At 46.5% G+C, this 23,352-nt stretch carries 22 protein-coding genes and 1 riboswitch; of the genes, 15 read left to right on the forward strand and 7 right to left on the reverse strand.

Going from position 1 to position 23,352, the window contains the following annotated elements; translation table 11 throughout:
- Nucleotides 1-132: 132 nt before the first annotated feature.
- Nucleotides 133-669, reverse strand: coding sequence for a signal transduction histidine kinase (STHK), LytS (locus ACQ4M4_RS27220; RefSeq protein WP_430687630.1), 537 nt, complete (start codon nt 667-669; stop codon nt 133-135).
- 284 nt (nt 670-953) lie between these two features.
- Here ACQ4M4_RS27220 and ACQ4M4_RS27225 point away from each other — a divergent pair, with 284 nt between their 5' ends.
- Nucleotides 954-1,898 carry a mechanosensitive ion channel family protein gene (locus tag ACQ4M4_RS27225; protein ID WP_430687631.1) on the forward strand — a complete coding sequence of 315 codons (945 nt, stop codon included), beginning with the start codon at nt 954-956 and terminating at the stop codon, nt 1,896-1,898.
- 496 nt (nt 1,899-2,394) lie between these two features.
- On the opposite strand, the gene ACQ4M4_RS27230 is transcribed toward ACQ4M4_RS27225, so the two are convergent.
- The 3 genes from ACQ4M4_RS27230 to ACQ4M4_RS27240 are packed head-to-tail and all read right to left on the reverse strand — an operon-like array spanning nt 2,395 to nt 5,670.
- Nucleotides 2,395-3,540, reverse strand: coding sequence for a sensor histidine kinase KdpD (locus ACQ4M4_RS27230; protein WP_430687632.1), 1,146 nt, complete (start codon nt 3,538-3,540; stop codon nt 2,395-2,397).
- A gap of 11 nt (nt 3,541-3,551) precedes the next feature.
- A complete protein-coding gene (locus tag ACQ4M4_RS27235) occupies nt 3,552-4,211 on the reverse strand; it encodes a hypothetical protein (RefSeq protein WP_430687633.1) in 660 nt (219 codons plus the stop codon).
- Between the two features lie 28 nt (nt 4,212-4,239).
- On the reverse strand, nt 4,240-5,670 hold the full coding sequence (locus ACQ4M4_RS27240) for a protein kinase domain-containing protein (RefSeq protein WP_430687634.1): 1,431 nt from the start codon (nt 5,668-5,670) through the stop codon (nt 4,240-4,242).
- A 376-nt stretch (nt 5,671-6,046) separates the two neighbouring features.
- A riboswitch (cyclic di-AMP (ydaO/yuaA leader) is annotated at nt 6,047-6,213 on the forward strand.
- Nucleotides 6,214-6,397: 184 nt separating this feature from the next.
- On the opposite strand from ACQ4M4_RS27240, the gene ACQ4M4_RS27245 reads away from it, so the two are divergent.
- The 5 genes from ACQ4M4_RS27245 (at nt 6,398) to ACQ4M4_RS27265 (ending at nt 10,001) form a co-directional block, all read left to right on the forward strand.
- On the forward strand, nt 6,398-7,666 hold the full coding sequence (locus tag ACQ4M4_RS27245) for a glycosyltransferase family 4 protein (RefSeq protein WP_430687635.1): 1,269 nt from the start codon (nt 6,398-6,400) through the stop codon (nt 7,664-7,666).
- Between the two features lie 179 nt (nt 7,667-7,845).
- Entirely contained in the window at nt 7,846-8,010 is a 165-nt protein-coding gene (locus tag ACQ4M4_RS27250; protein ID WP_430687636.1) for a hypothetical protein, read from the forward strand.
- A 26-nt stretch (nt 8,011-8,036) separates the two neighbouring features.
- Complete coding sequence (locus ACQ4M4_RS27255) at nt 8,037-8,288, forward strand: DUF7219 family protein (RefSeq protein ID WP_430687637.1); 252 nt, start codon at nt 8,037-8,039, stop codon at nt 8,286-8,288.
- An 18-nt stretch (nt 8,289-8,306) separates the two neighbouring features.
- Nucleotides 8,307-8,513, forward strand: a complete 207-nt coding sequence (locus ACQ4M4_RS27260; RefSeq protein WP_430687638.1) for a hypothetical protein — start codon at nt 8,307-8,309, stop codon at nt 8,511-8,513.
- 39 nt (nt 8,514-8,552) lie between these two features.
- Nucleotides 8,553-10,001, forward strand: a complete 1,449-nt coding sequence (locus ACQ4M4_RS27265; protein WP_430687639.1) for a hypothetical protein — start codon at nt 8,553-8,555, stop codon at nt 9,999-10,001.
- A 109-nt stretch (nt 10,002-10,110) separates the two neighbouring features.
- Here the strand turns inward: ACQ4M4_RS27265 and ACQ4M4_RS27270 are convergent, their stop codons facing one another.
- The gene (locus ACQ4M4_RS27270; RefSeq protein WP_430687640.1) at nt 10,111-10,782 is read right to left on the reverse strand and encodes a response regulator; all 672 of its coding nucleotides are present in this window, start codon (nt 10,780-10,782) and stop codon (nt 10,111-10,113) included.
- Nucleotides 10,779-11,897 carry a sensor histidine kinase gene (locus ACQ4M4_RS27275; RefSeq protein WP_430687641.1) on the reverse strand — a complete coding sequence of 373 codons (1,119 nt, stop codon included), beginning with the start codon at nt 11,895-11,897 and terminating at the stop codon, nt 10,779-10,781. Before ACQ4M4_RS27275 ends, ACQ4M4_RS27270 begins: the two co-directional genes overlap by 4 nt.
- Nucleotides 11,898-12,658: 761 nt before the next feature.
- Between ACQ4M4_RS27275 and kdpA the strand changes: the two genes are divergently transcribed.
- From kdpA to ACQ4M4_RS27315, 8 genes are all read left to right on the forward strand, one after another.
- Nucleotides 12,659-14,383 (forward strand): potassium-transporting ATPase subunit KdpA, encoded by a 1,725-nt coding sequence (gene kdpA / locus ACQ4M4_RS27280; RefSeq protein ID WP_430687642.1) that lies wholly within the window; start codon nt 12,659-12,661, stop codon nt 14,381-14,383.
- A 75-nt stretch (nt 14,384-14,458) separates the two neighbouring features.
- Nucleotides 14,459-16,552, forward strand: coding sequence for a potassium-transporting ATPase subunit KdpB (kdpB, locus tag ACQ4M4_RS27285; protein WP_430687643.1), 2,094 nt, complete (start codon nt 14,459-14,461; stop codon nt 16,550-16,552).
- Between the two features lie 108 nt (nt 16,553-16,660).
- Entirely contained in the window at nt 16,661-16,954 is a 294-nt protein-coding gene (kdpF, locus tag ACQ4M4_RS27290) for a K(+)-transporting ATPase subunit F (RefSeq protein WP_430687644.1), read from the forward strand.
- On the forward strand, nt 16,954-17,538 hold the full coding sequence (gene kdpC / locus ACQ4M4_RS27295; protein WP_430687645.1) for a K(+)-transporting ATPase subunit C: 585 nt from the start codon (nt 16,954-16,956) through the stop codon (nt 17,536-17,538). The genes kdpF and kdpC overlap by 1 nt, the downstream gene beginning before the upstream one ends.
- A 128-nt stretch (nt 17,539-17,666) precedes the next feature.
- The gene (locus tag ACQ4M4_RS27300) at nt 17,667-18,803 is read left to right on the forward strand and encodes a sensor histidine kinase KdpD (protein ID WP_430687646.1); all 1,137 of its coding nucleotides are present in this window, start codon (nt 17,667-17,669) and stop codon (nt 18,801-18,803) included.
- 33 nt (nt 18,804-18,836) lie between these two features.
- Entirely contained in the window at nt 18,837-20,699 is a 1,863-nt protein-coding gene (locus ACQ4M4_RS27305; protein ID WP_430687647.1) for an ATP-binding protein, read from the forward strand.
- A 14-nt stretch (nt 20,700-20,713) separates the two neighbouring features.
- Nucleotides 20,714-21,382 carry a response regulator gene (locus tag ACQ4M4_RS27310; RefSeq protein ID WP_430687648.1) on the forward strand — a complete coding sequence of 223 codons (669 nt, stop codon included), beginning with the start codon at nt 20,714-20,716 and terminating at the stop codon, nt 21,380-21,382.
- A 4-nt stretch (nt 21,383-21,386) separates the two neighbouring features.
- Nucleotides 21,387-21,626 (forward strand): hypothetical protein, encoded by a 240-nt coding sequence (locus ACQ4M4_RS27315; RefSeq protein ID WP_430687649.1) that lies wholly within the window; start codon nt 21,387-21,389, stop codon nt 21,624-21,626.
- A 192-nt stretch (nt 21,627-21,818) separates the two neighbouring features.
- On the opposite strand, the gene ACQ4M4_RS27320 is transcribed toward ACQ4M4_RS27315, so the two are convergent.
- A complete protein-coding gene (locus tag ACQ4M4_RS27320; protein WP_430687650.1) occupies nt 21,819-21,962 on the reverse strand; it encodes a hypothetical protein in 144 nt (47 codons plus the stop codon).
- 804 nt (nt 21,963-22,766) lie between these two features.
- Between ACQ4M4_RS27320 and ACQ4M4_RS27325 the strand changes: the two genes are divergently transcribed.
- Nucleotides 22,767-23,352 (forward strand): DNA topoisomerase (locus ACQ4M4_RS27325; protein ID WP_430687651.1); only part of this gene is annotated, 586 nt, incomplete at its 3' end.

Consider the following 23,352-nt stretch of genomic DNA (forward strand, 5'->3'; position numbering starts at 1 on the left):
TACGGATAGGATTGGCAATCTTTGGCAGACGAGTCATGATGAGCACCCATTCGGCTACATCCAGCCTAAAATCTGCACAAGCTCAACATAACAGGCTTTTAGCTTCTCTTTATAAATCAGCTCTAAATAAATTTAGGATTTAGGATTTTCATAAATCCCCCACTCCTCAATCTCTCTATTTTGCAAGGTTCTTTCGGCAAGAGTCATTTCATTAGGAGTACCCACAACCGTGACAAGATAATAACCCCGCATTACGCGATCGCTATAGACCTTCGCTCGCTCTTCAGGGATTCCTAAACCATTCAGGATACCAATCAGCTTTCCGGTGGCTGCACCCATCGTACCTCCTATGAGGGTAGACACAATGGTCATCGCTTCTCCAGCCAGTACTAATGAGCCAATGCCAGGAATGGCCAGCGCACCTACCCCCACTAATAAGCCTGTAACGCTACCTAACGTACCTCCCACAATTACGCCTGTAGAAGCTCGTTCATTAGCCTTGTTGCTGACGTTAGCACCTGCTACATCGCTTTGTGAGGGAATATCTTGAGCAATTACAGAAACTCTACTCATGTCAAATCCCGCCGCCTCCAACGCACGAAATGACTTTTCTACATTTTGTAAATTCGCAAAGACTCCGATTGCACGCTGATGATTATAAGTAGTCATGGTGGCTATTCTTGTCTTTCAAACTTAAACAAATTAAAACTCTAATTCTGGACAATTATCACTTGTTATTCAACAGGAACTTATATGTAAAAAGAATTAAAATTACTGATAAAAACAGGTTAATTACGAATGGTGAATACTCTATATAAGTTGGCTAACAGCAATTCATGTATTATAGCGTTTCTCAATTAGAAAAAAGATGCGTGTAGAGAAATAGTTTTCTTATATGATTCAATCAGAAACTGCTTCGGCAAATAGTCCTTTACTTCCAGAGGAGGCAAAAAGTGGAGCTTTTTGGTATCCGATTTGTTGGCATTAATCCTGAAAACGGACAGAAACTACTACTAACTATTGCCTTTATTATCATCATTTGGCTGTTGCAGCGTTTAGCGAAAAGTCTGACGAAGCGATGGTTGCGTAGAAGACAGAATGAGCGCTTACAGTTTTGGGCACGTCAAGCTATTAACTTGCTCTCAGCCATCGTGTTATTGGTAAGTTTAGTCTCAATTTGGTTTGACGATCCGACTCGTCTTGCAACAGCCCTTGGTTTAGTTACAGCAGGTTTGGCATTTGCGTTGCAAAGGGTTATTACAGCACTGGCAGGTTATTTTGTCATTCTGCGCGGCAACACGTTTAATGTGGGCGATCGCATCACAATGGGCGGTGTGCGGGGGGATGTCATTGCACTGGACTTTATCCAAACCACCATTATGGAAATGGGACAGCCCGCCTCTATTGCAGAAAGTGCTGATCCGGCAATGTGGGTCAAAAGCCGCCAATTTACAGGTCGGATTGTCACTGTAACCAACGACAAAATTTTTGATGAGCCAGTCTATAATTACACGCGGGACTTCCCCTATCTCTGGGAAGAAATTAGTATCCCGATCACCTATACTGCCGATCGCCACCGTGCCGAACAGATTCTCCTAGAGTGCGCCGATCGCTACACTATCAAAATCAACGAAATGAGCCAGGAAGCCTGGCAGCATATGCAGTACCGCTACGCAATTAAACCCGTTGATCTGACACCAAAAGTATATTATCGAATTACTGACAACTGGCTGGAACTGACAGTACGATTTGTCGTTGGGGAACACGCTATTCGTGACCTGAAAGATGCAATGAGCCGTGACATCTTAACCTTATTTGATGAAGCTGGAATTGGTATTGCTTCTGCAACTGTTGATATTGTGGGATTTCCATCCTTACGGGTAAAAAACAACTCTTAAATCTCTAGAAATTAGAACTATCCTCAATATACAAAAAACCAAGCATTCCTAGGAAAAGCAGCCCTCCTCCAAAGGTTAGAAGACCAATAATTGGACTGATTTTCCAATCAATCAACATAAGCCAACAGAAAACAATATTTGCCAGGAACAGAGTCGCAATCAAACGTAGCGCTTTAAAAAAACTCATAGATCAGAAGTAAATATGGATTGAAACGATGTTTAGCTCTAGTGATGTTTACGCTGTCTCTTTTGAGATGGTGGGTTCCATCTTTGTTCTAGTTTGTCTACAAAGTGGTGTAGACGATACTGACGGTAGGCTTTAAGAAAGATGAGAAACAGAACTACTAGTGCAATCGTTCCTGATCATCAGTGATATAACTCCAGAACGGATGCAGTAATCTGCCTGGCAAGTAATGGGTGATGCTGGCGAAGTGGAGTTCATTTGTAAAGATGTAGAAAGTTCAGATTACATCTTGGGTTCACCGAACATTAGAAACTATGGATTTGTCACAAGAATATGTAAGTTTGCCTGGTCAGCAAGATGCTCAATCAATTGGTTTATCAGAGGGCGCGAAAGAGGTTTACGCCAGGTTGACTTGCCAGGTTTACCAAGAACGATTTGAGTGATGTAATAAGTTTTAGCCGTACGGGCGATCGCAGTTGGAATATCATCATCCTTAACCTGTAGAAACTTGCCTCGAAGATCCTGACAAAGTTGCTCACAGGTATTGATATAAAGTGCTTCTGACTTGGATAGGGAGCGATTGGGATCGTTGATAACTAACGCATAAAGCGGTGCATTCATCCGATTGGCTAAATCAGCGCCTCGCCTCAGTAGCCGAATTGAGTGAGGTGCCATAGACAGGCAAACCAATACTCGTTCATGGATGCAACACGGAGGATTAGCACTTTCGATCGCGTTTCCACTTAAACGTGATGCTTCACGCATTCCTTCTTGCTCAACCCTATCCGCAATGCATCGCAACGCTAACTCTCGCAGCATTACTAAACTCTGCCATTGAAAGACCGTTTGAAGAGATTGCTCTACCGTCTCAGACGGGTAGATGTTCCCAACTTGGAGCCGCTTCTGCAATTTCTCTGGAGTAACGTCAACGATGACCACTTGAGACGCTTCATCAAATAAGCGATTGGGAATCGTTGCTTTTACGATGATACCTGGAACCTTTGTCACAACATCTTTTAACCGCTCCAAGTCCTGAATATTAATAGTAGAGTAAACATCAATTCCCGCTGCTAAAAGCGCCTCAACATCCTGATATCGATATTCATAGTCAACCCCAGAGAAATTGGTATGGGCTAATTCATCAACCAGTACAAGTTGAGGTTGACGAGCCAAAATAGTGCTCGTGTCCATTTCGTGAAAAATGATTCCACATTGAGTGATCGCCTTTCGGGGTATGATTTCCATCCCTTGGGCTTTAGCGATAGTTGCAGGGCGATCGTGAGCTTCTAATAGCCCAATCACAACATCTTTTCCCTGATGCTTAAGCTGCTGCGCTTCCTCAAGCATTTTGTAAGTTTTGCCGACACCAGGAGCTATGCCAATAAAGATCTTGTGCTTGCCCCGGCGAGTTGTACAGGAGTAAGAACTATCCAACACGGTTGAAATAGAATTATGCATCGTTCAATTCTTCAAAAATCACTGTTTTGCAGATAATTTTTCATAAGCTGTTTAGCATGATGAGTTGTATCTGCTGTACCACTCACAATTAGGAGGTACTCACCTTGTGCTACTCGTTTGGCATATTGGTTAAGCTGACGTTGAGCAATTTTCAAGCTAATTCCTGCTCCAATCATGCCACCTGAGATTGTACAGAACAAACCACTAGAGAAAATGTAAATGCATTTGGAAAGCAACATTGCTCCGCTAACACCAGGCATCGCTGTAACACTCAACCCTAGTGCAAATCCAATAATCCCGCCCAGTGTATTGCCAATTAACCAACCCATTTTGAAGGCTCCACCATCGCCAATAAAAACCCTTGCAGATACACACTTCCTATGCTCTACAGGATAAGCATTGTGATTGTCTGAGTTATGGTTAAACTCATCGTTATGGTTAAACTCATCACAAGCCATCCACTCTTTGCCAACGATCAAAACGTTTGCCCTGGAAAAACCAGCCAGAATTAGCTGATTAAATGCTTGAATTGCTGATTCGTAGTTTGGAATGACAAAAATAGCGCGACAGTTTTGATCGTTCCTTTCAATTCTTCTGTTTGAAATTATAGAAAGAGCCATTTGCGCCCCCAAATGGGATACTGGTGAGTGTTGCTCAGGTGTTTCAGTCATGGGGGTCTCTGCCTGGAGATAGGGACGATCATTTCAAGTTGGAAGAGTTAAACGTGTCGAAATTGTTGGATGCAGGATCAGCATTTGGCGATCGCCAGTTCTGCGTTTCTACTGGTGATGGGTTGGACGCTTGCTCAAAAGTAGAAATGAACACAATCAAGGACGCGAAGCCGAGACAAGACAATATAAAACACGACAGAAAAAAGAACACAAAATTGATGGCATTTCGCGTTTCGTGGTTCGCTACTGGAGCGGCATAGTTCTGCATCTTGTTCATAAAGCTGCTCCGACTTCTACTGGAACTTTTACATCGTTTCGTTGAAAATAGTTCCTTTTGATTGGGCTGTGTTGCTGTGCCAGCAAGACGCGGAGTTAAGAATGCGGCAACGTTGTAGGCAAAGCTTGAGGTCTCAGTTTCGGGTTTCAAGAAATACCAGGTTTGATGATTCTCCTGATACCTCTTTTTTGAGGTATCAATTTGTTGAGGTTGCCTCCAAGGGAAATCTGATTGTTCTGGTTGTGTGGATGATGTCTCTAGATCAGCCAAAACTTCTGTGGCTGACTGATATCGTTGTCTCGCTACAGGCTCTATCATCTTGCGGAGAACCATTTCAAGAGACAAACTAATCGGCTCTGATAAATACTCCTGCCATCTCCAGCAACTGTCGCCACCGTCGTATAGTTCAAATGGCGACATCTGCGTCAATAGGTGTAAGCAGGTGACTCCTAAACTGTATAAGTCACTCGTGTAGTCAACCTGACCCCTAATTTGCTCTGGTGCAGCATATTCGGCACTCCCAATCAGAGTTTCCGTGCTGGCTTGATGGATCGACGTAAGGCGTATGGCGGAGCCAAAATCAACCAGAACCAACTCTCCTTGCTTTCCATCCTGACTGGAGTGGAGTTTATGTGGAGGAGTCTTGCAACGAATAATGTTAGCAGGCTTGATATCACGATGAACAATGTGGCGATCGTGTAGATATTGCAGAACGGGCAGCAGTTCTTGAAGAATAGATCGAACCTCACACTCCTTAAACAGTGCACTACATGTCTCTCGCTCAAGCGTCCGCCCGTCAATCCATTCCTGCACAATAAACGCCTGATGATTTTGGACAAAAGTGTCAATAAATGCGGGAATTTGAGGGTGTTCGCCTAGCTGGCTGAGATATTGCGTTTCCTGCTGAAACACGTGTGCTGAGTGTGGGTAAGGAATTGTCTCATATTCTAGGGACAGTTGCTTAACTACGCAAAACGAAGCTGGATCTTGCTGTTGATCAACTGCCAAAAATGTTTTACCAAGACTTCCTTGACCTAACAGCTTAATGATGCGGTAACGACAATTGAGTGATGAACTAGACTGACCAAGAAGCATATCGCCCCCAGCAAATTTGAGCGGCTGTACTGGCACATGGGAGAGAATAAACAGCCATAAAAAGGCCAGCAACCGTTTCTTTGCCAAACAGTTGCTAACTAGAGCAATCCTATTTGATTTGTGAGAGGGGTGCAGGGGGGGAACCCCTGCGTGGGGGCACCGCCCCCACACCCCATTCTCACAACCGATTTAGGATTGCTCTAGATCTAGATGCCTATGATTAGATCTTGAAATTATCAGACAACGATTACAAGGTATAGACGATATAAATTGATGTTTATTGTGGCTCTATACCTGATATACCCTTCATGTTACCTGCACAAAATTATCACTTAAGGAACGAAGCACACTTCTCTGTAGTCTGAGTGCGATCGAATTGCGTTACAGGTATGTATACCCATCACGTATATCCCGGATATATTGTTTTGCACAGATTTGCATTGCTATGATCGCACCATCAATTGAATAGGTCAGCCTAATTTAATCCTTCTTCAGTAGCAAGTGATTGAGAAGTGATTGAAGCGGAGGAACCATTGCTTGAGGCAAACTTTTTTGGGGCAAACCTTTTTGGGAGAGCATCTCTCAGCTCTAGCCCGTCAGCTAACTCCGTCGGCATTGAGGGGAGACTGAAGAGTCAGCATTTAATTAGATAATCTGATTTTGTCAGTGTCCTTAGTAAGTCGTTGTTCACTTCACTGTAGCTGCTTTCAGCGTTGATAGAAAGGTAGAACTCCTTTTCCTTGCATTGGCGTTCTTTGCCATGCATACGCGATCGCGCTGCAGATGTTTTCAACCTTGAAGGGCAAACTTTACCATGTTTTCAGTATCAGTTAATCGCATTGCACTTATTTCCGTTGATGGCGATCCGGCAGCAGAGATCGGGCAAGAAGAAGCCGGAGGGCAAAACGTTTATGTCCGGCAGGTGGGTCAGGCATTAGCTCAACAAGGGTGGCAGGTTGATATGTTTACTCGGAAGACTAGCCCGACTCAGCCTGCAATAGTGGAGCATTCAGCGAACTGTCGCACCATTCGTCTGGTAGCTGGGCCACAGGAGTTTATGAATCGCGATCGCCTGTTTAGCCATCTACCTGAATTTGTGCAAGCATTTCAAATATTTCAACACCAGCAAGGAATTCAGTATCCCCTAGTGCATACCCACTACTGGTTATCCTCCTGGGTTGGAATGCAGCTAAAGCGGCATCAGCCGCTCACACAAGTACATACTTATCACTCACTGGGCGCTGTTAAATACCAGTCTATTTCCAAGCTTCCCGAAATTGCTGATACCCGGTTAGCGGTCGAGAAAGCTTGTCTGGAGACAGTGGACTGTGTAATTGCAACCAGCCCCCAAGAAGAGCAACAGCTTCGTACCCTGGTATCTTCAAAGGGGCAAATTTACATGATTCCATGTGGGACTGACTTAGAGCGATTTGGGCGTGTTTCACGACTCACGGCTCGGCATCATCTAGGCATCGACCCTTATGCGCCCGTCGTTCTATATGTGGGACGTTTTGATCCGCGCAAGGGAATTGAAACCCTGGTACGTGCGGCAGCTCGTTCTCAATTCTGCCACTACGGACTCCAATTAATCATTGGTGGCGGCAGCCGTCCTGGTCAAAGTGATGGGCTTGAACGAGAGCGAATTGAGAACCTGGTTACATCTCTTGGGTTGGCAGATTGCACAGAGTTTCCAGGACGCTTGGATGAAACACTACCTCTCTATTATGCGGCGGCTGATGTCTGTGTCGTGCCCAGTCACTATGAGCCGTTTGGTTTGGTTGCCATTGAAGCAATGGCAAGCCGTACTCCTGTTATTGCCAGCCAGGTCGGGGGATTGCAATTCACGGTCATTCCACAAGTGACGGGGCTACTGGTTCCTCCCAAAGACGATACAGCACTTGCAATTGCAATGGATCAGGTTCTGAGCAGTCCAAATTGGCGAAACCAGATGGGTGAGGCAGGGCGAATGCGAGCTGAAATCGCCTTTGGTTGGAATAGTGTTGCCTCCAGGATGAGTCAACTTTACAGCACCTTGCTGTCTCAGCCATCGTTCGCTCACAAGCCTACTCCTGTTGCCGCATGAAGATATTTTTGCTAGCGAGCAATGCATTGTTCAAGATGAAACAGGTTTTCCTCAATTTTGTCAGATCTAGTCTTCTAATCCTGGATGTGAGCTTGTTTACGACGGCTGTAACTCTGTTAGCTCATATAGATTCCGTTCAAACAAGCCCTCTCCAGCGCTCTACACCAGCGGCTTTACCAATGTCTGGATTAGGAGATGACAATCTGGGTGGTATGAGCTTAGTCGGTGCTACTGGGTTAGTAGGAGTGATGGGGCTAGCCATTTTAGAGCGAAGACGACAAGTTGCTGTGAGAAGAGATGGTTTGCACAGCGATGCGTTAGAAACGGACACCGAATCCAGTTAAAAAAGTTGCAGTAGGAACGGTAAGGAATGACTACCAGAGATGAATTTCTCTATTCGCGATCGCCCTATCGCGGTCAAGCTAACCCTGCGAATCTAGTATTTAACGCAAATTTGCAAGAGTTTGCCCAGCGCACTGGCTACATTGCCAACCTGGAAACTGGCGGAAAAATCTCTACTGAAGAAGCTTATCAGAGTCTCAAAGCTCTTTGGCAACAGTTTGAATTTGCGAGCCAGCAGTTAGGAATTGACGACACGTTTTCTTCCACATCCCATTTGTGAGATGAATAAGCAACCCCTATGAGCATTACCTACTTGAGAGATCGGGCACGGGAAATTCGCCACGCCCGTACAGAGGCAGAGTGTGAAGCTCTATTAGAAGAGCTGGCTTACTACTTCAACATCATTGCATCTGGAGAGCGTTTGACTACGGAACATAGGCAAAAAGTCTTAAAAAGACTGTGGCATTTACGAGTCAACGCTAGCCGCAAAATTTGCCCTAGATAAGCATTGAACCATTGACAATTTCAACTATCTTGAGTAGAAATGAAACCCAAAGAGACTGTTTTTGTGATTCCAACTTACCGACTACGAGACGTAGCGGAAACCGTTGAGAAATACGACGATAACTTCTGGACCAATGGACACGCTCCTAAAATCATCGTCTTTGATGACTCAAGTTTGGCAAATCACGAGAAGTATTATCCGCTTTTAGAGGGAACTAAAACAGTTAATGAGATCTTTTACGTTGGGCCTCGTGAAAAAGAGGAGTTTATTAACTTCCTGAATGAGAGACTGCGCGATCGCAAACTGGAGTCATTGGTCAGGAACCTATTTCGTCCCAGCTATGGCGGCAATCGTAATTTCACATTGATGTACACGTTGGGGCATCTGATGATCAGTTCAGATGATGATATGCGACCCGACGCACTCATTGAAACCAGTCCAGAATCCTTAGCTACTGAGGAAATTTGCCGGGGTAAATTGTTTAAACCTCAGGAAAACGGGTATGTTCATCGATCCTTTGACTTACTCACCGCGTTTGAAGATGTTTTGGGGAAAAGAGTCAGTCAGGTGCCAGAGAACTATGAGATCGGTGAGTTTGTTGTTGATACTACGATGGAGCTAGAAACCAACACAACAAAAGGTTACTTTCGAGAGAATTCTCTGTTGTTGAAGGAAGGAGAAATTTCAGAGGATGCAGTGGTCAAAATAGCCCAAACGTTTCGCACAGGAACGAATGACATTGACACGCTCGATTTCGTTCATATGTATCTCAACAATGAAGAGCAGCTTTGTCCCGATGATTTGAATGAGCTATATGTTCTCATTAATTTCAGACCCGTTGTGACAAACAAAAACTGGCGAATGGACTGTGGAGTCGCTGGATATGACAATCGCTTGGGTTTACCTCCTTTCTTTCCAACTCGGCTAAGGTTTGAAGATTATATCTATCGCCTGTGGATACAGCAAGATAACATTTTAGCGGCACATGTTGATGCGGTTCAAAACCACGTTAGAAATAACTACATGCGGAATCCGTTGGTCAGTGAGATCTTTAATGAAGAAATCTCTAATTTACTGAAGCGAAAGATTAAAGACAGCCTGTACCAGATAGATGATCTTGGTATCAAATTTGACTATTACGGTGAAGTTACCTTACAAGATTCGGAAGAGATTCTCGATAGAATCGCCGCAATCCATACGAAGATTCTCATGACTGCGAAGGCAACTCAGAATGAGGAGAGGAGGCGATCTCTTCAAAGATTTGCCGACAGTTTATTCCGAGTATTTTATGGATTTGAGCCAGACTTTTTTCAACAAAACGTTTCCAGAATTGTTGATGACGTAGTTAGCCAATTTCATGCTGCATTAGAGATACGGCCAACGCTTGTTGAAATTTGTTATTTCCAGAAAGACAGGCAAGATTTGCCGCAAACCAGAGTTAAGAACCACAAGCTAAAGTCCAGGAATGGTTATAAGGCTGTGGTTTAACTTGATCTACACAGTTTAGAGGGAGGGGAGTAGGGCTTTGTCCTGCACCCCTTTTTTATCTAGTGTTGGGTTCTTCAACCAGGTTTCGGTTTATTGCCTGTCGTTGTCGTTACGGCAAAACCCAGCCCTTCTGAACGGCAATTAGAGCTGCTTGAGTGCGATCGTGTACTTCTAGCTTTTGTAGAATGGTGTGGACGTGAACTCGCACTGTTCCAGGAGCAATATAAAGTATTGTAGCAATTTCCTTATTGCTTTTGCCTGCCGCCATCAATGCCAAAATTTCATGCTCGCGGCTAGTCAGTGGATCGTCTAATGCTTCTGGCGGAGTTAGATTTGAAACTAGGCGATCGCCTGCAAAGGCAGCCTGCAATTCTTGAGTTGCTACCCGATCCCACCAGGAGGCTCCTGCTGCAACAGAGCGAATTGCCAAAATTAGCTTCTCTGCTGCAATTCCTTTGAGGCAATAACCCTGTGCCTTTGCTTCAATTAACCGAGCAATCAGGGGTTTCTGAGAATGCGAGGTGAGTGCTAAGACTGGAAGTTCGGGTTGCTGCTGCTTAATCTGACGGCAAGCCTCAACCCCGCCGATACCCGGTAGCCCAACATCTAGAACCACAACATCCAGCGGATGGCGCTTAACTAACTCAACGGCCGTTTCGCCGTCTTCTGCTTCAGCGGCTACTTCTAGTCCGTCTTCTTGCTGCAGACGCATTGAAAGACCCAGACGAAACAGTTCATCGTCTTCCACTAACAAGATTTGCAGCGGATTAGGTTTGATCATTTCGCAACAGGTGAAGCATTCGCTAAGTAGGCGGGTAGGCGAAACCCAAAGGTGGCACCTTGAGGAAGATGCTGTTCTGCCCAAATTGTACCGCCATGTGCTTCAATAATCTGCCGAGAAAGATAGAGTCCCAGTCCGGAGCCTTTGGGCTGGCGATCGCCACTTCCTTGATAAAACCGCTCAAATAGCAGCGGCAGGTCGTTCTTAGAAATGCCTTGACCGTTATCGATGACTTTAACAACGTGAGTCGTATCGCGGGAAGCCATGACGACTTCAACCTTTTTCCCTCGTAGAGAGTGATAGATTGCGTTTGAGATTAAATTGACAAAGACCCGCTGCAATTGCAGCATATCTCCATGCACCCACAACGATCGACGAAAGTTAGAATCATCAAACGTCAACCGGATTTGAATCTGTCGGGCGGAGGCGAGGTTGGTTAAGGTGGCGATCGCCTCTTCTGCCACCTTAACCAGATCAACGGGCTGGCACTGCAACTGCAAACCCTCTGTGTCATTGCGGTATACGTCTAAGAGCGTTTCTACCAGTTGCAGGGTTGTCTGATGACTACGACTCATGATATCCAGCACTTTTCGCTGAGAAACGGTGATTGGCCCAAACTTCTCCTGGCGAAATGCGGTGAGGGTTTCAATTGCACCCAGTAATGGTGTTTTTAGGTCATGCGTTAAAGTTGAGGCAAAGTCTTCTCGCACCTGGGCAAGTTCTTCCTGTGCCAACAGCTTCATCTGTTGCCGAATGATTGCTTCCTCGTAATATCGATTGCGATCGCTGAGCCACCCTGTCACAATTAAGGCAATTACCGCAATGAGGCGATTGGCAACTGTGGCTAAGGTCACTGGCTCTAGCCCAGGAATGACCAGATTTAGAATTGTCAATGTGACTGCAACAGATGTCACTAGAATGGTTGCTCTACGGCCCAACCGGGCACTCGTGAGCAGCACCGCCCCAATGTAAAGGTAGCCAAATACATAGGGCGGCGGTGTAGAAAATTCTAAAGCAATGACCAGAACAAACATACTAATAACTAACCACTGAATCACAGAGGGCGATTGCTTGAAGTAATTTGCTTTCGGTTGATTCAGTAAGTGTCGCAGCATTTTAATTTCAGTATTAGAAGCTATTAAACATAAGTTGGCACAACTTCAACGTCCGATCGGAATAAAAGAAAACGTTTAGGTGCAATTTATATCCTTGATATAAATACAGAGCGCTCACGCTAAACGCTTTTATATATCTGTGTTTATATCAAACTGTCTAGCTTTAGCTTAAATTGGTTTTTATACCTTGTCCTTACAAGCAAAAAAGCTTAAATATTGAGATTGAAACGGTTCTCTCTACTGCTCAGGTTACTGAACGGAAAGATGGCTACAGTGTTTCATTCGGTGTAGAAATGGCTTCTTCAGGGCATAAGGTGGATGAGATTAGGATTCAATTCGACAGCCTGCACTGCCGACAGTGTCTCAGTGCTGTGCAGAACACGTTGCCTGCCCCATGCATATTCTGGGTTTGATTCGTGATAACAACGTGATTGTAGCGGCTGAAAACCCAACTGTGCTTGATCAAGATGTATTGATTGTCGTGTCGCTTGATTCATCACTGGTGCCTCTATTAAAGGTTCACTTGAAGAAAGTCAAATCCTCCTCCTAGCATACTGCGTGTCATCCGTTGGATAAACTTTCCCCATCAACCTGAGTACTTGACCTGAATGGGTAATTCTGCAATGTCCATTGATGATTTCTACCGCTTTGTAGGGGGAGAATCAGTCCTACTCGGTAAAAGGGTTGTAGAAACGAAGGCGAATTCCCAAGTTCTAATGTTTGATGTTTCAGTCTTCTATTTTTAGTTGTGATTTCAGCTTATGTTGGAAGGATTTCTTCAAATTGGCATATACCTACTACTCCTGATAGTAGTTTCACCTTTCTTTGGAGCCTACATGGCTCATGTTTTTCTGGGACATCGAACCTGGCTTGACCCAGTTATGCGTCCAGTAGAGCGGGTGATGTATGGCTTAGGTGGGTTGCAAGTACAGGAATCTATGACGGGATGGCAATACACTCGCGCGGTGCTGTATAGCAACCTAGCGATGTTTATCCTGGTGTTCCTCATTTTTATGTTCCAGGGTGTGCTGCCTCTTAATCCCACAAATCTAGATGCTCCCACCTGGGATTTGGCACTGCATACGGCAATTTCCTTTGTTACCAACACGAACCAACAGCACTATTCGGGTGAAACGACCTTTAGCTATGCCAGTCAGGCGTTGGCGTTGGGCTATCTGATGTTTACCTCAGCAGCAACGGGAATTGCAGTGGCGATCGCCTTCATTCGGGGCTTAACCGGTAGACCGCTGGGTAACTTTTACGCCGATGTCACGCTCTCCATTACGCGAATTTTGCTGCCCATTTCCATTGTGGGAGCGATCGTTCTGGTAGCTCTGGGAATTCCTGAAACCTGGGCTGGGCCTGCGGTTGCAACGACTTTGGAAGGAGCAACCCAGTACATTGCACGGGGACCTGTCGCCCACTTTGAGATCATTAAGGAATTGGGTGAAAACGGAGGCGGCTTCTTTGGGATTAACTCTGCTCACCCGTTTGAGAACCCCAATGGTTTGACCAACATGATCACTTGTTTCATCTTGGTTTGCATTCCGGCGGCACTGATCTTCACCTATGGCATTTTTGCTAACAGTAAGAAGCTAGCCTGGCTGTTGTTCTGGATGGTCTTTATTTTCTTCACGGTACTGACCGTTGCTACAGCCATTGAGGAATACCAGGGCAACCCATTAGTCAACTCAGTTTTAGGTGTCACCCAGGCTCCTAACCTGGAGGGGAAAGAGGTTCGCTTTAGCTGGGCATTAACTGCGCTATGGGCGATCGCCACAACAGGTACGATGTGTGGTGCCGTGAATGGAATGCATGACTCGCTCATGCCCACAGGGGGCTTTTCAACGCTGTTCAATCTCTTCTTGCAAATCGTTTGGGGTGGACAGGGTACCGGAACTGCCTATCTGTTTGTGTTTGTGATTCTGACTGTGTTTGTCACCGGATTGATGGTAGGACGAACTCCTGAATTTTTGGGACGCAAGATCGAAAAGCGGGAGATTGCCTTAGCTAGCGTGATTTTGCTGGTTCACCCAATCGCCATTCTCATCCCCAGTGCCATCACAATGGCGTTTGCCGGGACGGTAGGAGTTCCCGATTCAGATACTCTCGCAGGCATCTCCAACCCTGGTTATCACGGCATTTCACAAGTGGTTTATGAGTATGCCTCTGCCGCTGCCAATAACGGCTCTGGCTTTGAAGGCTTGGGAGATGGCACATTGTGGTGGAACTTAACCGCCAGCTTCTCGTTGCTAGCCGGACGCTATGTTCCAATCATTGCCCTGCTCCTGTTAGCCGACAGCATGTTGCGAAAGCAACCTGTTCCAGAAACTAGTGGAACGTTACGCACTGATACTCCTCTGTTTACCACTGTCACCGCAGGCGTAATTTTAATCTTGGGTGTGCTGACCTTCTTTCCTGTGCTGGCATTGGGGCCAATTGCAGAAAGCTTTGCGATCGCCCGTGCTGCCCTGGGAGCAGCTTAACGCAGGTTTCACGGTATACCCATTCCTGAATGCTTTTGCTGTTCTGAATCTTTAACAACGGCTGAGTTTAGAACTATGACAACAACTGAATCCTCCAGACCTAGACAACCTCACGGACCGCGTGAAGATCGGCGGCATACGCCCAAAGTAGATACGTCAGGTCTTTATCAACGAGCAGTGCGGGAATCCTTTGTTAAGCTGCATCCCGGTGTGATGGTAAAAAACCCAGTCATGTTTATCGTCTGGGTTGGCACAATTATCACAGCGATTCTCACAATTTTTCCAGACCTATTTGGTGTAGTTGCCGGAGAGAGTCAGCGGTTTTACAACGGTCTTGTTACCCTAATTCTGCTGTTTACGCTGCTGTTTGCTAACTTCGCTGAAGCGGTGGCTGAAGGACGCGGTAAAGCCCAGGCAGATGCGCTGCGATCAACCAAATCAGAAACGATTGCTCGCAAACTCACGCCAGAGGGTTCTATTCAAGAAGTCAACTCAACGGAACTGCGGCGGGGCGATCGCGTCAAAGTTGTAGCAGGTGACATGATTCCGGCAGATGGCGAAGTGATTGAGGGCGTTGCCTCCGTTGATGAGTCTGCTATTACTGGGGAATCGGCACCTGTGTTGAAAGAACCGGGTTCAGACGTAGCGAGTTCAGTTACAGGCGGCACACGCATTATCTCGGATGCTTTAATCATCCGCGTTACGGCTGACCCCGGCAAGGGTTTTATCGATCGCATGATTGCCCTGGTTGAAGGGGCAGAGCGCACCAAGACGCCAAATGAGATTGCACTGACTGTGCTGCTGGCCGTTTTGACGCAGGTGTTTTTGATTGTGGTAGCAACGCTGGTTACGCCTGCTGGCTACCTGGGAAGTCCGGTTGGGGTGACAGCACTGATTGCGCTGCTGGTGGCGTTAATTCCCACCACGATTGGAGGCCTGTTGAGTGCGATCGGCATTGCCGGGATGGATCGGGTGGCGCAGTTTAACGTCGTTGCCACGTCTGGACGCGCCGTAGAAGCCTGTGGAGATATTAATACTCTGGTGTTGGATAAAACCGGCACGATTACGTTAGGAAACCGCCTGGCTGAAGAGTTTATTCCCGTAGGCGGACATGGAGTAGACGAGGTCGCTTCAGCGGCGCTGGCAGCCAGCGTGTTTGATGAAACGCCGGAAGGGAAGTCGATTGTTCGTCTGGCGGAACAGATGCGAGCCAAACTTAACTTTGATTCAAAAAAAGCGGAAGGGATTGAGTTTTCAGCTCGTACTCGGATGAGCGGAACGGATTTGCCTGATGGCAGCGAAGTTCGCAAAGGGGCGATCGACTCGATTCGAGGATTTGTCCGCTCTCGCGGTGGGAATGTACCAACTGATTTAGATCAAGCGTTTGAGCGCGTTTCCCGCCTGGGCGGTACACCGCTTGCGGTCTGTCGAGACAGTGAAATCTATGGGGTGGTTTACCTCAAAGATATTGTTAAGCCAGGGATTCGCGATCGCTTCGATCAACTGCGGCGCATGGGAGTCCGCACCGTCATGTTGACTGGAGACAACCGCATCACGGCTTCTGTAATTGCAGCAGAAGCCGGAGTCGATGACTTTATTGCCGAAGCGACGCCCGAAGACAAAATTCAGGTGATTCAGTCTGAGCAGGCTCAAGGAAAACTGGTCGCCATGACGGGAGATGGAACAAACGACGCTCCAGCCCTGGCACAGGCGAATGTCGGTGTAGCGATGAACTCCGGGACGCAAGCGGCAAAAGAAGCGGCAAACATGGTCGATCTCGATTCTGACCCGACTAAACTGATTGACCTGGTGACGATCGGGAAGCAATTGTTGATTACACGAGGGGCACTGACTACATTTTCCATTGCCAATGATATTGCCAAATACTTTGCGATTATTCCGGCAATGTTTACAGCGATCGGTATCGGCGCACTCAACGTTATGGGACTGGCAAGTCCGCAGTCTGCTGTACTTTCAGCACTAATTTATAACGCTTTGATTATTCCGGCGCTGATTCCCTTGGCCCTGCGAGGCGTTAAGTTCAGACCGCTTTCAGCCAATCAACTGCTGACGCGCAATATCTTGATTTACGGCTTGGGTGGTGTGATTGCGCCATTCATCGCTATCAAAATCATTGATGTCATCATTGCTGCAATCGGTCTTGCTTAAGCCTATTCGGATTAATCAACTGTTCACCGTTACCTCAATACCGCTATGAAAGTATCTCACCGACTTCCCAAACCTCCCAGATCAAAACCTCTATCAAAACCTCTCGTTTTGCCGTCCTTTGCTGAGGTTCGTGTTTCCCATTCCAAAGAGACCACTGAACATTCCCTCTCATCTGCTATCGAAACGTTAGATCACGTTTGGACAGAGTGGCGCAGACGACGTATTCCGCTGTGGTTGTTCCTGGGATTGTGTATGAACGTGGCGATCGCTCCCGCTGTCTACGCTGCTGCGGATGGCACGTTAGAGCGAGGTAATGCCTACGCACTCGGTCTTCTCGGTTTAGTCACGGCAGGTTTATCAATTTACTTATTTGTTGTCATTTTCCAACCGGAGCGATTCTAATGGCATTTGCACAAGACGCATCAAAAGCAGTTCGGTTTACCCTGGTTTGGTGGGTGTTGTCTGCTGTTCTTTATCCCCTATTGATTTGGGCAGTGGGTCAACTGTTCTTTCCCTACCAGGCAAACGGTAGCCTCATTGAGGTGAATGGTCAGGTAGTTGGGTCTGAATTAATTGGACAACCCTTCACCTCGGATGAATACTTCTGGAGCCGTCCCAGTACTACTGAATATAGTGTGGGTGAAGATGCTGCACCGACGGGGGTATCGGGAGCCAGCAACCTTGCTCCTAGCAATCCAGATTTAATTACGCGAGTTGAGGAAACGGCTGAAACCCTTCGCCAAGCCGGGATTGAACCCACCTATGACCTGCTTTATACTTCTGGATCTAGCCTCGACCCTCACATCACCCTTGAGGCGGCTCAAGCTCAAATTGAACGAGTGGCGGCGGCTCGTAATCTTTCCCCTGAACAGTTGCAGGAGTTGATTGATACCAGCATTGATGGGCGATCGCTCGGTATCCTGGGCGAACCAGGAGTGAATGTCCTCAAGCTGAATCTGGCACTCGATGCCTTCAGTCCGGCATAGGTAAGGGTCATACCTGATCTAACTCATCCATTTGTGGGGGAAAGTTCCTCCACAAATGCACTAATTTCAAACCTGTTGCGCTCTATCAAGTTTAGTGCTTGAAAACGATGTATCACGGTAACGCTAAAATGAGTCAGGATATCACTGGCAACCTGGCAGATAGGCTGTACGAGCTTCCCCCGCGTCGAGGCACCTACAAGATCTTCATCGGCATGGCTCCTGGTGTAGGTAAAACCTATCGCATGTTAGAGGAAGCTCAGAGCCTGAAGCAAGAAGGCACAGATGTTGTGATCGGGTTGCTAGAAACCCATGGACGTGAAGATACTGCCCGCAAAGCAATGGGGTTGGAAGTCTTGCCCCGTAAGGAGATTGTCCGCTCCAGTGTAAAATTTACTGAAATGGATACCGATGCTATCCTTGCTCGCCAGCCTCAACTGGTTTTAGTCGATGAGTTAGCCCATACCAATGTCCCTGGTTCAGAGCGAGAGAAACGCTATCAAGATGTTGAAGTCATTCTTGATGCTGGAATTGATGTTTATTCCACCGTTAACATTCAGCACCTAGAAAGCCTCAATGACCTGGTATATCGCATCTCTGGCGTGGTTGTGCGAGAGCGAATTCCAGACCGAATTTTGGATGAAGCGGATGAAGTGGTTGTGGTTGATGTCACGCCTGAAACCCTTGAGGAAAGGTTAAGCGAAGGCAAAATTTACGCCCCCGAAAAGATTGATCAGGCACTCCATAATTTCTTCCAAAGACGCAACTTAATCGCACTACGGGAGTTGGCTCTGCGAGAGATTGCCGACAATGTCGAGGACAATCTTGAGGCCATCATGACCTCTCCTGATCAAAGAACATGCAGTGTTCATGAACGGATTTTAGTTTGCATTTCCACCTATCCTGACTCAATCCAGCTATTGCGACGAGGGGCACGCATTTCTAACTACATGAATGGACGACTGTTTGCTCTATTTGTAGAGCCACCCGACCGCTTCTTAACCAAGAAGGAAAGCCTGCATATTGAAACCTGTGAACGGCTTTGTCGAGAATTCAATGGAGAATTTGTCCGCATCAAATCCCATAGCATTCTGGAAGGAATTACTCAAGTTGCCCGTGAGTATCGCATTACCCAAATTGTGGTTGGAGAAACCCACCGTTCTCGGTGGCAACTTTTACTTAAGGGTGGTTCCCTCGTGCAGCAATTGGTGCGATCGCTCCCTGAGATTGATCTACATGTAATCGCCACCGATAGAAATGGAGGATAGGCCAATTCCCCTTGAGAGTTCAGGGCGAAGCGAATGATAGGAAGTACATTAAGAACCAAAATTTTAGCAGGGTACGGCATCACCCTTGCCCTCATTGGTTTTGTCGGGGTTTGGGGCGTGATTAACCTGCGTCGATTGGGCAATGCCAGTAATGCCATTCTCCAGGAAAACTATCGCAGTATTCTAGCGGCTGAAAACATGATTGATGCTATCGAACGGCAAGATAGTGCCACTCTACTCATTTTATTGAACGATGAAGCTACAGGAACTCAACAGTTTCGGACAAATGAGATTGAGTTTCTCCAGTGGTTAGGTCGTGCTAAAGATAATGTCACTATCCCTGGAGAAGCAGAAATTATAGAGACACTTCAGCAGCGATATGAACAATATCTCATCCGCTCTTCTCAGTTACAACAACTTACGTCTGCGACAGAATTGGATGAGCTGAAATATTACAACGAAAATCTACTTCCCATCTTTCAGCAAGTTCGACAGAGCAGTATTGATCTGCGAGAACTGAACCAGGAAACAATGGTGGCTGCATCTCAGAAAACACAGCAGATAGCTGGCCAGGCGATCGCTTCTATGGTCGTTGCTGGGGCGATCGCCGCAGGGCTAGGAGTCGCTTTTAGCCTACTTCTATCGCGACGCATCATTTATCCACTCCGAGCAATGACCCTCGCCGCCGGACGCATTGCCGAAGGAGACTATGATGTGGCAATTCCCGTAAATTCTAAGGATGAATTAGGAACACTAGCCGCAGAAATCACCTTGATGAGCCAGCGACTCAGAGCATTCCATGAATTGAATGTTGGGCAAGTCATTACTGAAAAGCAGCGGAATGATGCCATCATTCGCAGCATTACCGATGGCATTGTGGTAGTGGATGACCAACTTCACATTATTGCCATCAATCCGATGGCAGCAGCCCTATTTCAAACCTCACCAGAACAAGCTCAAACTCGTCACTTTCTGGAGGTCGTGCGATATCAAGACTTGTATAACTACATCAGAGCAACGGCAGAAACAGGTCATCCTGACGCTCTTTCAGAAGAGCAATCAATTCTTACAGTTGAGCAGCGTGATCACAGATATTATTACCGATTTGACATTACACCCGTCACCACCAAAGCAGGAGATATGCTAGGGGTGGTATTGCTGCTGCAAAACATCACCAAGTTCAAAGAATTGGATCAGCTCAAGAGCGAGTTTGTTGCAACAGCATCTCATGAGCTACGCACACCCTTAACCAGTACTGCCATGAGTATCGATTTATTACTGGAGGGTGCAGCTTCTAAACTCTCTGAACGCGAACAAGAACTACTGCATGTGGCGCAGGAAGAGGTACAACGGTTACGAACATTGGTGAATGATTTACTTGATCTTTCTAAAATTGAATCCGGTCATATTGAGATGGAATTGACAGCCGTTGAAGTTCCACTCCTGATCGACAAAGCAACTTCACGATTTACTTTGCAAGCCGCAGAGAGAGAGGTAGAGCTAGTGCAACAGATACCACCTGATTTGCCGCTCGTTCTGGCTGACCCCAATAAAACGACCTGGGTATTAACCAATTTAATTGCAAACGCATTACGATACAGCGCTCCAGGGAGACAAATCCGAGTCTCAGCAGAGCAGCATGGCAGTAAAATTCATCTTGCCGTTTGTGATGAAGGGGCAGGCATTCCTTTTGAGTATCAGTCCAAAATCTTTGATAAGTTTGTGCAAGTTGGAACGAACAAAGATTCTGCTGGCAGCGGATTAGGATTAGCGATCTGCAAAGAAATTGTCAAAGCACATGGTGGTAGTATTTGGGTCGTTTCTGCGCCGGGAGAAGGGAGTACCTTCACGTTTACCTTGCCGATCGCCCATAGTGAGTTCAAACAGGACAAATAAAAGGAGAGCAGACAATGGCTAACGAAAGAATTTTAATCGTTGATGATGAGAAAAATGTGCGTTTAACTCTAGCACAATCGCTTGAACCTGTTGGATATCATATTTCTACAGCAACTAATGGTGAAGAAGCACTGAGACTTTTAGAAGAAGACACGTTCGATCTAATTCTATCTGACTTAAAAATGCCAAAGATGGATGGCATGGAATTTCTACACCGTGTTGTTGACTTACATCCTGAAATTCGAGTCGTGATTATCTCAGCCTACGGGACTGTTAGTACTGCGGTTGAGGCGATGAAGTCAGGAGCAACTGACTTTGTGCAGAAACCGATTAACTTTTTGCAAAAACCGTTTAATCTAAACGAGATTCGGGAGGTCGTTCACGATGCATTAGAGCGAGAAGCAACATTAAATTATGACGCTTTACTGGAGGCAGCAAGGCATTGTGCTCAACAGCACAAACTTGAGCAAGCGATAGTATTTGCCAAACAAGCAGTGGGTACCGATCCTGCCCGTCCAGATGCACTAAACCTATTGGGTGAAATCGAGGAAGTCTCGGGCGATCGCCTAGAAGCCCTCAAGAAATATCGAGCGGCAATTGACCTTGATCCAACCTATCAACCCGCCCAGCAAAACCTTGCTCGAGCAACGACAAATTTACGCAGCAGACCTCATTTTGCCTAAGTTAATGACATTCTTAGCACTGCCCAAAACGGTGTTGGAGGTGCCCAGCCAGGAAACTCAATTTCGCTTTCTTCAACTCAACCCCATGACTGATCCGGTTCAAGTTTTCCTGATCATTATCGCCATCATGCTGGTCGCGCCGCTGATTTTTGAGCGGCTCAAGCTACCTAGCATCGAGGGCTTAATTTTAGCGGGTGTCGTTGTCGGACCGCACGGATTGAATATTGCTCTTCTGTCACTTTAGGTGGAAGAAAAGTGGAGATTACGATGATCATCTAGGCAAGGTAAGCTACCTGACAAGCGGTTCATCAGCGCAGCTAAACATTCTAACTCCGCCGATAATCGTGGAATCGGAAATAAATTCAACCAAGGTTCGGGCAAATTCAAAATTACACTCGGCTGAATCACCAAGCGCAAATTGTTGAGCGCTTGTTTCCTACCCATTTGCCTGCTTCCAACCAGGATGGTTAGCAAGCTTGAGGGCGATTGCTTGCACTTGAGCATCCGATTGAATCGTGGGTTGTTCTGGCGGTTGGTGTAAGGCACTTGTGTGTAGACTTACCAACAAATACGCACTCATCACCAGATCCCACCAGCGCTCGATCTGAACTTTTACGGTTTTACTTCCATTATTACTCACCCAGAATGATAGAAGAGCGTTACTTTCATGTCGCATTTCATAATACGACGTTTAAATTGCCCAATTGTATTGTGGTATTTCAAAATACGACAGATGATTTAGTAAGTAAGGGTTGGCATGCCTGACAATATGAGCTTCAAGCTGGCTATATCACTAAAAAAAGTTCGTATTGAATCTATCCGGTCTACAGAACGTTTCCCCAACCCTCCTAGTTCTGTAAGCAGCATAAACCGAAAACAACCTCTACAAGTGCTATTGCAGATTTCAGTTCCATCGTGATGCAGTTGGAGCAATCAATATTCGTTGAACGTATCTAAAGTGTTTCGATACTCTAGTAGTCGAGGTAATAGCATCCATCCTGGAATGCGGTACTTAGCACATCTTCACTGTTAGCCTGTGTGAGCTTCTACGACCGATAGCGATATGTAGGGAAAGCAGCCTCAAGCTTCAGCACCAGAAAGAATGTCAAGCTCGTTGGTTTGGGTCTATACCTTTAGTCTCTAGGCACTGTAGTACAATTGAATAGATGAAAATGTTGTGATTCAAGATATACGAGCACAAGCACAGTTAGAGGAGCCGGATTTATCGGTCAGGTTGTGGCGTTGCTGTGGTGATATTCAGTCAATGACCGTGCCGACAAGGTTTCTCAAAACACTGAAGCGTTAGGATTCCAGCCGTGGAGATAGGATCTGTCAGTCAGATTCAGCCTGCAGCCGCTGGGTCAATGAACTGCCAACTAGATCCATGCCCAACCTACTGATTGTTGAAAGCCCTGGAAAAATCAAAAAGCTCCAGCAAATCCTTGGACCCGATTGGATTGTTAAGGCCAGTGGAGGACATATTCGCGAACTGGCTGGTGATGGAGATAGCGCTTTAGGCTTTGATCTCCTTGACCAGCGGGTTGTCTGTCGATTTGTTCCTCGTCAACCTCGTGGAGCCAAAACGATTAGCGAACTGAAAACCGCCGCTCGCATCGCGACTCGCACATTTCTGGGCTGTGACCCTGACCGGGAGGGCGAGGTGATCTCCTGGCATGTGGCCCAGGAACTTAGGCTGAACAACCCGCAGCGCGTTACTTACGCGGAAATCACAACAGCAGCGGTGCAGCAGGCGATCGCCCATCCCCGTCCGCTCGACCTGGATCTGGTTCATTCCGGGTTATGCCGTTCTGTGTTGGACAAGCTCGTTGGCTACAAAGGAAGTCCCTTGCTGTGGCAGTTGCAGAACGGGGCAAAAAGCATGGGACGCGTTCAAAGTGCGACCCTGCATCTAATCTGCCAACGGGAACGGGAAATCCAAAATTTTGTTCCCCAGGATTACTGGAGCGTCT

Origin of the sequence: Leptolyngbya sp. AN02str (assembly GCF_050565595.1) — a bacterium.
Classification (GTDB): Bacteria; Cyanobacteriota; Cyanobacteriia; order Elainellales; family Elainellaceae; genus Kaiparowitsia.